Source organism: Chryseobacterium defluvii (assembly GCF_003634775.1).
Taxonomy (GTDB): domain Bacteria; phylum Bacteroidota; class Bacteroidia; order Flavobacteriales; family Weeksellaceae; genus Chryseobacterium; species Chryseobacterium defluvii.
The window spans coordinates 944,571-956,855 of record NZ_RBXB01000002.1 but is presented as its reverse complement, the minus strand read 5'-3'; the positions used below and the strand labels follow the sequence as shown (position 1 = coordinate 956,855).

Annotated in this window: 10 protein-coding genes; all 10 read right to left on the bottom strand. The window is 37.9% G+C overall.

The window, feature by feature from the left end; translation table 11 throughout:
• Window positions 1-5: 5 nt before the first annotated feature.
• Window positions 6-3,290 carry a hypothetical protein gene (locus BCF58_RS11155; RefSeq protein WP_121461853.1) on the bottom strand — a complete coding sequence of 1,095 codons (3,285 nt, stop codon included), beginning with the start codon at window positions 3,288-3,290 and terminating at the stop codon, window positions 6-8.
• A gap of 6 nt (window positions 3,291-3,296) precedes the next feature.
• Window positions 3,297-4,922, bottom strand: a complete 1,626-nt coding sequence (locus BCF58_RS11150; protein ID WP_121461852.1) for a T9SS type A sorting domain-containing protein — start codon at window positions 4,920-4,922, stop codon at window positions 3,297-3,299.
• A 228-nt stretch (window positions 4,923-5,150) separates the two neighbouring features.
• Entirely contained in the window at window positions 5,151-5,741 is a 591-nt protein-coding gene (gene hisIE / locus BCF58_RS11145; RefSeq protein ID WP_121461851.1) for a bifunctional phosphoribosyl-AMP cyclohydrolase/phosphoribosyl-ATP diphosphatase HisIE, read from the bottom strand.
• Complete coding sequence (gene hisF / locus BCF58_RS11140) at window positions 5,738-6,490, bottom strand: imidazole glycerol phosphate synthase subunit HisF (protein ID WP_121461850.1); 753 nt, start codon at window positions 6,488-6,490, stop codon at window positions 5,738-5,740. Before hisF ends, hisIE begins: the two co-directional genes overlap by 4 nt.
• On the bottom strand, window positions 6,483-7,202 hold the full coding sequence (gene hisA / locus BCF58_RS11135) for a 1-(5-phosphoribosyl)-5-[(5-phosphoribosylamino)methylideneamino]imidazole-4-carboxamide isomerase (RefSeq protein WP_121461849.1): 720 nt from the start codon (window positions 7,200-7,202) through the stop codon (window positions 6,483-6,485). Before hisA ends, hisF begins: the two co-directional genes overlap by 8 nt.
• A 4-nt stretch (window positions 7,203-7,206) precedes the next feature.
• Window positions 7,207-7,782 carry an imidazole glycerol phosphate synthase subunit HisH gene (gene hisH, locus BCF58_RS11130; protein ID WP_121461848.1) on the bottom strand — a complete coding sequence of 192 codons (576 nt, stop codon included), beginning with the start codon at window positions 7,780-7,782 and terminating at the stop codon, window positions 7,207-7,209.
• An 8-nt stretch (window positions 7,783-7,790) separates the two neighbouring features.
• A complete protein-coding gene (gene hisB / locus BCF58_RS11125) occupies window positions 7,791-8,882 on the bottom strand; it encodes a bifunctional histidinol-phosphatase/imidazoleglycerol-phosphate dehydratase HisB (RefSeq protein WP_121461847.1) in 1,092 nt (363 codons plus the stop codon).
• A complete protein-coding gene (gene hisC, locus BCF58_RS11120) occupies window positions 8,879-9,910 on the bottom strand; it encodes a histidinol-phosphate transaminase (protein ID WP_121461846.1) in 1,032 nt (343 codons plus the stop codon). Before hisC ends, hisB begins: the two co-directional genes overlap by 4 nt.
• Window positions 9,897-11,192 (bottom strand): histidinol dehydrogenase, encoded by a 1,296-nt coding sequence (gene hisD, locus BCF58_RS11115; RefSeq protein WP_121461845.1) that lies wholly within the window; start codon window positions 11,190-11,192, stop codon window positions 9,897-9,899. The genes hisC and hisD overlap by 14 nt, the downstream gene beginning before the upstream one ends.
• Window position 11,193: 1 nt before the next feature.
• Complete coding sequence (gene hisG, locus BCF58_RS11110; RefSeq protein WP_121461844.1) at window positions 11,194-12,051, bottom strand: ATP phosphoribosyltransferase; 858 nt, start codon at window positions 12,049-12,051, stop codon at window positions 11,194-11,196.
• Window positions 12,052-12,285: the final 234 nt, after the last annotated feature.

Below are 12,285 nucleotides of genomic sequence, written 5' to 3'. Positions count from 1 at the left end.
TGTGTTTAGTTTTTATAGTTATATTTAAATTCTTTCAGGATATTTCCTGCTGCATCATTTTCCCTGATTTCTTTTAGCCTGTTAAAAGAATCATAGATGTATACTTCCCTGATTCCCGAAGGAGGTGTCATGCTGGTTACTCCGATCAAAGGATTATAAGTGATGGTCGTAATCTGGTATCCGGACAGGCTGGAATTATTTCTGAAACTATCCAGGGCATTACGCAGGGTGCCTTCCGTATTTGGATCAGAAGCGTCATTGTCAGATGCTGAAACAATAGCAGAAATAAGTCCTGAATTCACCAATTGATCATACGTAGCTCCTTCTACTTTAGCAATTGGTTGTGTATTGTTATAGCCCCAGATGATCGCAACAGGAATACCTGATTTTGAGGTATACTGCAACAGATTCCCATTAGCATCATACTTGTCAAATTTTACTTCGGTGGTAGTACTGTTATTAGGAATATCGTGGGTTAATACTGAGACTGGCAATACTAAATTTCCCGTTTCAGTTGTTGGAACTGAAGTAGGGTATATTGTTTCTGTTTTTGATAATGTTTTGGTTGTGCTCCCAATGGTTTGGGTAGAAACTGTTTCCAAAGGAATCCCAACCATATTTTTCCCAATCATCAGCTGATTTCCTTTTTCATGAGCATAGCTATAAGTTGTTTCATTCATTATTGCATCAGGGAAGGTAACTTTTTGCTTGCTTAATTGATAATTCGAAGGATTATTGTAAAAATATTCGGTCTGTGTTACTACAGGAAGCCCATTTAAAAAATCAGTTGTTTTCTGGGATTTTAAGTAATGCAAGTAGGAAATATTTCGATATTCTGTAACGCTGATATTATCAACATTAGTTAAATAAACCTGAGTTCCCACTGCTTTTCCTGAACATTCATTGCCAGCAGCAGCAACATCTGTAGCTGTACAGGTATATGAATAATTGGCAGGACATATCATATCATATAGTTTTCTTCCAGCAAAACTTTTAAGTTCAAAAGTATTGTTGTCATTCTTTTCATAGATATTTTCTTTTTCCTGAACAACTTCTAACGTGGATGAATTCTTTCTTAATATCGTTGATTTTAATTCAGAACCATTGTCCCAACCTCTATTAGTCCAAGGAGCACTGCTTAAACCTCCTGAACCCCAGATATTGCTTCCTGCATTATCTCTTCGGATTTTAAATTCCTTCATTTCTCCCCCTCTTTCAAACTGATCTCCCCCTTCACTAATGGTAACAAAAGGATATAAGCAAGAACTTGTCTCGGTATTATATAAAGGAATCATGCTGCTTGATGATAAGATAACATTAGAGTTTTCGACATAGGTGCACACCCCTACACCACAGGAAGTTTGCCATTTTGCAACATCAACATAATATGGCTTATTTCCTTTCTGACCTGAAGAATGAGTGAGATCGTCTTTATGGGCATAGTAATATCTTTTATAGATGTTCTGAGAAGTTGGAGCATCCACATCTTTCGTTGATTTTATTCTTACTCCTCCTGTATCTAAATTGGTATTGATCACTTGTGGAGCTGTTGCATAATAGTTGATGCCTGCTCTTGTATAGGTGCATCTTCCCGCATCAATGGTAATAGTATAGGTTTGTCCTGCCACAGCTTCAAAAAGCACTTCATCATTACCTAAGAATTGATAGTCACTGCCAACTTGTGTAGGAGCACCTTGAATTATCTTATAAAAACTAGCTCCGTGTACAATCCCTATTGGGGTATGAGTCTGATCAGTGCATTGTGTGTTAAAGACAGCACTTCCTGTTACTTTTACAGTCTGATTGATCGGAGAAGTGAAAGTGTACGAGGTACTTACAAAATCATCTACCGATATGGTGTTTCTTATCGAAATATTTTGAGTGGTAATGGCGGGATAAATCGTTTTTTCTCCCCAATAGGTATTGCCTTCATACTCTAAATCAGTGTATCCTTTTGTAGGATAGGTTACCCTTTTGAGCATTCCTATTTTAGCAAAGTTGGGATCTGGTTCTTTATTGGCTCCGTTATAGTTGAAATTTTTCAGGTTATAATCTGAAATGTTAGCTGGAATCAGATTAGCGTTAGCCTTACCATTATAATATCCCCACTGATCCTGACTGAATGATAATCTTGCAGGAAATAGAGAAGGACTTTCATATTCAAAACTATAGTTTTTAAAAGGGTCTTTAAAAACAAGACTACTTAAAAAGTTTCTTTTATTACTGGTATTTAAATAATTGAATGTAGTACTCTCAAGAATGTTCCCGTTTCTGTCAAGCTGGCGGATTACCTTTATTTTTTTGTTTCCATCTACATCCAATGTGGTGGTGTCCGTTTCATACTCGAAAGTAATGGTTCCTGCATTCAGATTATTACTGCTTATTGAAATTACTTTTTTTCCAAGAATTTCAATATTGTTATCCGCAATCATTCCCATTGTTGGAGGGAGTACATAGCCACTTCCTCCCTGACAAGAAGCCTGCTGTGCAGGGTACCCAACAGACATTTTTAAGTATTGGGATTGAGAACCTACATATTCCGTAATATTTGCTGTACTGTATGTGAAATAAACTTCATCTCCGTTGGGATGTACTATTTTGGTGAGATACCATGCTGTAATGGCTCCTGAAGGAACAGAATGACCATTGCCACTTGAAGTGTACATAGTCTGCTCAGTTTCATTAAAATAATGCTTTTCTCCATTGGGAAGGGTTAATACAAAACCTTCTGTGCTTTTCTCAATTTTAATGGCTTGCTGGTCTACGATATGGGGAACATCATTTTGATCAAAGAAAAACTTACCTGAATTACCATTAAAATTAAATGAATATAAATCAGCTTCAGTATCTAAAGATGTTGATCCGTTTCCTATAGTAGACAGAAATTTATTGGTGATAGCATTAGCATAAGCTCCCGAAACATTTTCAGGAGTACTGATATGGGTTGAAGATTCATCTGCTCTGTCTCTTACTGTTCTGGTAATAACACCTCCAAAATTTAAACTCCAGCCTAAACCCACATTGGTTGAAACATCATCTACTTTAATCCCATTAGATCCATAAAAAAGACTGATGGGTAGTGTAATGTTGTTGGTTTTATAAGTCAATAAGGGAATTGAGACGTTAGGAGATCCTGTAAATAATCCCACAGGAACATTTCCATAATTCCCCAATGCATACGCTGTAGGTGAAGGAGGGATTATATTGGGTAGTGCAGCAAGATCAGATTGTTGCTGAGCAAAAATATTGACAATCATCAGTGATGCCAATGGAATTAATATTTTTTTCATCTTAGTTTATTTCTTAATGATTTTCGCACTTGCGTTTTTATTGGTATCTGTTTTTATTGTGATCAGGTAAGCTCCCTGGATCAGAGCCTGAGTATTGATCTTCGTTACCTTATTCTTAGTCTTGGTTTGTTGCAGAAGCTTACCACTCATATCATATAACAAAATATCCGCTTCCTTAAATTCATATCCGATCTCAACATAGGTATAATCCGATACAGGATTCGGATAGACTTTGATGTCCTGCTTTTCAATCAGCTGATCGATCTGTCCGTTACCTAATTTCACGATCTTCCAGTTCTCTTTTCCTAATTCCTCTGCGCTGGTTCCTGCTAAAATGATCGAACCATCCCTGTTTAATCTGATATCTGATAATCTTTCCTCCTTCTTTCTTGATTCTCCCTTCACATGCTTTCTCCACTGTTCCTTCCCTTCCTGATCCAGATACAGCATCCAGAACGTTTCATCATCACTTTCTATTCTTCCTTCTGCCTGGGTATAACCTCCTAATAGTATTCCTTTGGTAATGTCTTTATTCTTTTCTCTTTCATCTTGACTCTGAATCACACTCATTCCCATCAAAACATCCCTGTTCTTAAAGTTGTAGGATTTCTGCCATAATTCTTCGCCTCTTTCATTTAAGGAAATCAGCCATAAGTCGGTTCCTTCTTCTATGCCTGTGGTTTTATTTCCTGATCTTTCTGATCTTGATTCTCCACCAATGATATATCCCGTGGAAGTTAAAGCAAGGGTTCTCAGATGATCATCTGCCTTTCCGCCATAATTCTTTTCCCATTCCACTTTTCCGTCTTTAGAAAGCTTGATGATCCAGTAATCGCCTTCACCTTCGTTAGTGGTTGTTTTCGCGAAGCGGGATACGGAATGCGTGTTCTCGGGTTTCGAGTTGGATGAGCTAGACACGGAACCCGTACCACGAACCTCGGAACTCCTTGAATAGATCCCTAGCAAAACACCTCCATCTTTGGTCGGAATCATTTTCTCCACTTCATCGAGTCCTTTTCCTCCTAAGATCAGTTCTGAAGTTTGTTTTCCTGTTTTATCAAGTCTTATGATCCAGATATCTTTAGAACCAAATCCTTTAGCTGAGTTCTGAACATTTCCTGCCACAAAATAGCCTAAGTCTGTGGTTTGAATCACAGCTCTGGCTTCTTCATCAGAAGCTGTGCCTAATGTTTTCTGCCACTGCTCTTCCCCGAATTCATTGATTTTAATCAACCATAAATCTGAGCCTCCTTTGGAATCTTCTTTCTTATCCAAAGATTTCCCACTATAAGATGTTCCAGAGAGAAGAAAGCCTCCTTCCTGGGTGTTCACTGTGGCAGACAGGAAATCATGGTTCTGTCCTGAGAAGTATTTTTCCCAGACTTCTTCGCCTTGCTGGTTGAGCTTGACTAAATGGAAATCGTAGCCGTTATTTTGCTTACTGCCTGAAGCCTGAGACTTAGAGCTTTGAATGGAGCTTCCTGTGATCAAATACTGTCCGTCAATCGTAGTGGTTACTTGTGAAAGGAAATCCTGGGTATTGGATTTGATGTCTTTCTGCCACAACACGTTTTGAGAATACAGCACAGTCGTAGTACATAAGAAGAATGCACTCATGTAGATTTTTTTCATCTATCTTGTGTATTTAAAAATTAATACTAGTGTTTATTATTAATAATTTGTAAACTTAACAAATTTTAGCAATCCAATTCACATTAAAAAGAATAAATATGATAAATCGTATTTATTCTTCTCATTCAAAACTATTTCAACAAAGCGACAAATGATGTCGTATTATAATTTAAGATGCAATTTTATGGTTGGGTTGCTAATGTTTCCTTCATTTGACTAGTTTTAATTTTATAACTGATCTCTCTTCTTCAAAACTTCTTCAATATCCTCAAGCAAAACCCTTTTCGATTTCAGCAAAATCAAAAAATGGTAAAGAAGATCCGCCGCTTCATTCTTCAATAACTCCTCATTATTGTCTTTAGCTTCAATTATCAATTCTACTGCTTCCTCTCCTACTTTCTGAGCCATCTTATTAATACCTCTTTGGTAAAGCGAATACGTGTAGGAATTCTCTGTTTTCTCATCAATTCGTTTTGATATTTTCTCTTGCAGTTCATATACAAAACCTTTAGAATACTTTTTACCAAAACAACTGAAACTTCCTGTATGACACACTACATTTTGGGGAACAACCTTTATAAGAATCGTATCTTGATCACAATCCGGATCAATACTTTTTACGATAAGAAAATTCCCAGACTCCTCTCCTTTTGTCCAAAGCCTGTTTTTCGAACGACTGAAAAAAGTCACCCGCCCTTCTTGTTTGGTTTTTGCAAGAGCTTCTTCATTCATATATCCTAACATAAGTACCTGAAGAGTCCTGTTATCCTGAATAATTACAGGAACAAGTCCTCCTGATTTATTAAAATCTATTGTCATCGTATGGGTATGTTTTTAATTTTTAATTCATTTTTTAATTCTCTGATGTCTATTTCCCCGAAATGAAATACGCTTGCAGCCAATGCTCCGGTTGCTTTTGTTTTTTGAAATACATCTTCAAAGTCTTCTATCCTTCCGGCTCCTCCTGAAGCAATCACAGGAATATTAACATGTTCCGAAACCAAACGGGTAATTCTTATATCAAATCCTTTTTTTGTTCCGTCGCCGTCCATGGATGTTAAAAGTATTTCTCCGGCACCCAGAAGTTCTGCTTTCTTTGCCCATTCTATAGTCTGAAGCCCGGTAATTTCCCTTCCTCCTTTAATATGTACCCAATCTGATTGGTCAACATGTTTCGTATCAATAGCCACTACGACACACTGACTGCCAAATTCTTTAGCCAGATCGGAAATCAATTGAGGGTTCTTCACAGCAGAAGAATTGATGCTTATCTTATCTGCTCCGGCTTCCAGAAGTTTTCTTACATCTTCAACGGTTGAAATTCCGCCCCCTACCGTAAAGGGAATGCTCAATTGTACGGCAATTTTTTTCACAAGCCCTGCAAACGTTTTCCGCTCTTCAGTGGTGGCTGTAATATCAAGGAAAACGAGTTCATCCGCACCTTCCTGTTCATATTTTTTGGCCAGCTCAACCGGATTTCCGGCATTTTTAAGCCCTTGGAAATTAATTCCTTTTACCGTTGTTCCGTCTTTAATATCTAAACAGGGGATTATTCTTTTTTTAAGCATTTTCTATAAAATTTTTAAGCTGTTGCAGCGATATTCTTCCTTCATAAATAGCCTTGCCGATAATAGCCCCTGAACACCCGATTTCTTTCATTTTTAAAACATCTTCCATACGCGAAATCCCGCCACTTGCCACCAGCTGAACAGAAGTCCTGATGAGGATATCCTCATACAGATCAATGGAAGGTCCTTCCAGCATCCCATCCTTTGCGATATCCGTACAGATCACCTGTTGAATGCCTTTCTGCTGATAGTCAATAATCAATTCAATAACATCTTTGTTACTTTCTTTCAGCCAGCCGGATGTTTTTATTTTTCTGTTTTCACAATCAGCTCCCAGAATGATCTTTTCATGATACTTTTTAATCAGGTCATAACACCATTCGGGATTTTGAACAGCCATACTTCCGATGGTAATCTGCGCAGCCCCGGAATTAAAGGCTATTTCAATGTCTTCTGCACTTTTAAGCCCTCCTCCAAAGTCAATTTGCAATGAAGTTTCTTTGGCAATCCTTTCAATCACTTTTTGATTCACTATATGTTTCGATTTCGCCCCATCCAGATCTACCAGGTGAAGAAACCGGATTCCATAGCTTTCGAATTCCTTGGCAACCTCTACAGGATTTTCATTATATATTTTCTTGGTCTCATAATCTCCTTTTGAAAGACGGACACATTTACCGTCGATAATATCAATAGCCGGAATAATCTTCATTTTTTTAAAGTTTTAAAAAGTTTTTTAATACATCATTCCCGGCTCTGCCCGATTTTTCCGGGTGAAATTGTGTAGCGAAAAAATTATCTTTTTGCAGGGATGCGCTGAAAGGAAGTATATAATCACACACTGACGTCGTATATTCTGATATTTCACAATAATAGCTGTGTACAAAATATAAATCATCTTCTACCAACTCTGAAAACAATCCGGATTGTAGCCCGGAAACCGTATTCCAGCCCATATGAGGAACAATATTTCCCGCCGGAAATCTTTTTACATGAATGTCGAAAATTCCTAAGCCATCCGTATCCCCTTCTTCTGTATTTTTACACATGAGCTGCATTCCCAGGCAAATTCCTAAAACAGGCTGAAGCAATGTCGGAATGAGTTGGTCCAGCCTTTTTTCTTGAAGCGATTTCATGGTGGATGAAGCTTCACCTACTCCGGGAAAAATTACTTTGTCCGCTTTCCGTATAAGTTCAGGATCATCGGTAACGATGGAATTTGTATTCAGTCGGTTTAAAGCGTTCTGAACGGAATTTACATTTCCGCCATTATATTTTATAATTGCAATCATATATTTTATTATAAGCTTCCTTTGGTAGAGGGGATACTGAAATTTTGATCAGACTGGTTCACGGCCATTTTTATCGATTTGGCAAATGCCTTGAAAATAGCTTCTATCTTATGGTGCTCATTATTTCCTTTTGCCCTTATATTCAGATTCGATTTTGAGGAATCTGTGAAGGATTTGAAAAAATGGGAAAACATTTCAGTAGGGACATCACCTATTTTTTCTCTCCGAAAGTCAGCCTCCCAAACCAGCCATGGCCTTCCCCCAAAATCTATGGCGGACCAGGCAAGGCTGTCATCCATCGGAAGAAGAAAGCCATATCTTTCAATTCCTTTTTTCTGGCCTAAAGCTTTCAGAACAGCATCTCCCAAAACAATTCCGACATCTTCAACCGTGTGGTGTTCATCTACCTGAAGATCACCTTTCACCTTAATTTTCAAATCCATATTTCCGTGCTTTGCAATTTGTTCTAACATGTGATCAAAAAAGGGTAAACCGGTCGAAATTTCAGAATTTCCATTGCCATCCAGATTGATTTCCAATTTAATATCCGTTTCATTGGTTTTCCTCACTATTCTGGCTGTTCTGGGAATTTTCTTTAAGAACTGGTAAATTTCAGACCAATTTCTGGTAGTAAGCACGGCATTTTCATGGGGTACATCACTGATGAAAATTGCTTTGGAACCCAGATTTTGAGCCAGCTGAATATCCGTCACCCGATCGCCGATCACATAAGAATTTTCCAGGTCATAGTTCCCATGAATGTATTTTTCCAGTAAGGCTGTTCCCGGTTTTCTGGTCGGGAGGTTTTCATATTCGAAGCTTTTATCAATCAGGATATTACTGAAAATAATTCCTTCTTTTTCAAATGCCTTTAACATTTTTTCATGGGGGCCGATGAAATTTTCATAAGGAAAGCTATCTGTCCCCAACCCATCCTGGTTGGTCACCATTACCAGCTCATAATCGAGTTCTCTGGCAATTCTTGAAATATTTTGAAATACTCCCGGATAAAATTCCAATTTCTCCAGAGAGTCTATCTGATAATCTGCCGGTTCTATGATCAGCGTCCCGTCACGATCGATAAATAATACTTTTTTCATGAGGTGATGCTTTTTAATGTGGCAATAAGTGTATTGTTTTCTTCCTTATTTCCGATATTGATTCTTATGCAATTGAGAATTGAAGGTGCTCTTTTACTTGTTAGAATCTCTTGTTTTAAAAGGCTGTCATATACTTTTTCAACATCATTAAATTCAACTAAAAAGAAATTCGCATCTGTGGAATATACTTTTACAATGCATTCAATTTTCTCAAACTCTTCCTTTAATCTGTTTCTTTCATTAAGGATTTCTTTTACATTTTTATCGAATTCACCTTGTTCATCAAGAGCTTTTATGATAAGCTCCTGGCTTAAAGAATTGATATTATAAGGTGCTTTAACCGTATTGATAAGGGTAATGATTTCTTTTGACGCATAGGCTGTTCCTACCCTTGCTCCCGCCATGCCCCATGCCTTGGAGAATGTTTGCAACACAATGAGGTTGGGATATTTTTCAAGGAGCCCTATACAGGATTTTTGGTCTGAAAATTCTATATAAGCTTCATCCACCACTACTATTCCTTTAAAATTCCGGATATAAAACTCAATATCTTCAACACTGTTTCCCGTAGGATTGTTGGGTGAACAAAGGAAGAATACCTTTAACTGAAGCTCGTCTGTGATTTTTATAAAATCATCCTTTACGATTTCAAAATTCTCATCCAGATCCAGCCTAACAACACTGTTTTCATTTATGGCTGCATAAAATCCATACATTGCAAAAGAAGGGTTCATCATTAAAATGGAATCTTTTTTGGGTTCGCAGAAAATTTTAATGATCAGATCAATCAATTCATCGCTGCCGTTTCCTATAGCTATTTGATCCGGAGCGATCTCTTTAAGGGCCGCAAGTTTATTTTTGAGCTTCTTTTGGGTGGAATCCGGATACCGGTTAAACGCTCCGAACGGATTTTCATTGGTGTCCAGTAAAACCGGTGCTGTAAATTCATTGTGGTCCCTGAAGCTGATATAAGGTTGTAATTCTAAAATGTTGTTCCGTACGAACGTATTGATATTAAATTGTTTCATTATTTCTTCTTTTAAGTCTTATGGTAACGGCATTTTTATGGGCAGCCAATCCCTCCGATTGCGCCATGATTTCTATTGTTTTTCCTAGATTCCTTAATCCTTTTTCTGAGATATGCTGGAATGTAATTTTCTTCACAAAGCTATCCAGGGAAACACCACTGTAATTTTTGGCAAATCCATTGGTAGGCAAGGTATGATTGGTTCCGCTTGCATAGTCTCCGGCACTTTCGCAGGAATAATTCCCGAGAAAAACGGAGCCTGCATTTTGAATCTGAGGAATATGTTTTTCAAAATTTTCTACTGCCAAAATGAGGTGTTCCGGTGCATACAGATTACTGAATTCAATAGCTTCTTCTACCGTATTCAATAATATAAAATGACTATTGTCCAACGATTGCTGAGCCAATTCATTTCTTGGAAGAAGCTTAATTTGTTCATCAATTTCCTTCACGGTCTGCTTGAGGATACTAAGATCGGTAGAAATAAAGATCACCTGGCTGTCACTTCCGTGCTCCGCCTGTGAAAGCAGGTCTGCCGCACAGAACGCAGGAACAGCCTTTTCATCGGCAATCACTAATACTTCACTGGGACCTGCGGGCATATCTATAGAAACTCCGTATTGTTGGGCGTATTCCTTGGCAGCCACCACGTATTGGTTTCCCGGACCGAAAATTTTATAGACTCCAGGGATGCTTTCCGTTCCCAAAGTCATCGCTGCAATAGCCTGTGCCCCGCCTACTTTAAAAAGTTGAGTCACTCCACAAAGTTGGGCAGCATATGCAATGGCCGGATTTATATTTCCATCTTTATCAGGAGGGGTACAAAGGACGATTTCTTTGCAGCCTGCCAGTTGGGCGGGAACAGCAAGCATGAGAACCGTAGAAAATAACGGAGCGGTTCCTCCCGGAATATAAATGCCCACTTTTTCAACGGCTCTACTTTCTCTCCAGCAGATGACTTCTTTTGTTGTTTCAATTTTTTGAATTTCCTCTCTCTGTGAAGCATGAAATCTGGAAATATTGTCTTTAGCCAGCTGAATGGCTTTCTTCAGGTCGGGACTAACCGTTTTGCAGACCGCTTCAATTTCTTCATTGGAAATGGAAAGGTTACTTACTTCTGCAGAATCAAATTTTTTGCTCAACTCTGCAAGGGCTTTATCACCGTTTTTTTCAACAAGAGAAAAAATATTCTCTATCGTTTCTGAAATTTCGTCTTTTTGCAGAACCGGACGCTTGATCAAACCGGTCCATTTTTCTTTGGCGGGGTATTGATAAATCTTCATATTAAATCACCATTTTATCGATTGGAATTATTAAAATATCCTGGGCTCCATTTTCTTTAAGCTCATCAATGACTTCCCAGAATCGCTCTTCATCAATCACAGAGTGAATGCTACTCCATCCCTTTTGGGCCAGGGGAAGTACGGTCGGGCTTTTCAACACGGGAAGCACACGGGAAACATCTGATATTTTTTCGTCCGGAACATTCATCAGGATGTATTTGGAATTTTTAGCTTTCAAAACTGCTTTGATGCGGAATAAGAACCGGTCAAGGATTTTTTCTTTTTCCTGATCCAGATTGGAAGTTTTAGCAAGGACGGCTTCGGATTTCAGTAATGTTACGGTTTCTCTTAAACCATTTTTGAATAAGGTGCTTCCTGAACTCACAATATCGCAAATCCCATCTGCTAATCCGATATTCGGTGCAATTTCCACTGATCCTGAAATTATATGGATTTCAGCTGATATATGATGATCGCTAAGAAATTTTTTAAGGGTATTCGGATAAGAAGTTGCAATTTTTCTGCCTTGAAAATAATTAATGTCATCTGTTTCCACTTCTTTGGAAACGGCAAGGGAAACTCTGCATTTTGAAAAGCCAAGCTTCTGGATAATATCAATATCTTTCTGTTTTTCCACTAAAAGATTTTTGCCAACAATCGCTACATCTACGACTCCGTCTTCAAGGTATTGCGGAATATCGGAGTTTCTTAAATACATAATTTCCATCGGGAAATTGTCGACTGAAACTTTTAGCTGGTCTTTCCCGTTATTGATGAAAATGCCGCAGTCTTTGAGAAGCTGTAATGAATCTTCGTAAAGCCGGCCGCTTTTCTGGATCGCAATTTTTAATTTACTCATTTTGGTTTGTTTTGGGCCTGAGTAAATAAAAACTGATTATTGAAAATAAATTCCGGGGAAAATTTAGAAACAAAAAACCGCCTGTTTACTCAGACGGTTTTTAATTATTTTGATTTTTAACATATACACATATCAATCAATTCCGTCTTAGCAGAGATGATGATAGTAATGATGCATGGTTAAAAAATTCGGTTTCATTGTTGAAATTTGTGGTACAAATGTAGGATTTATTTT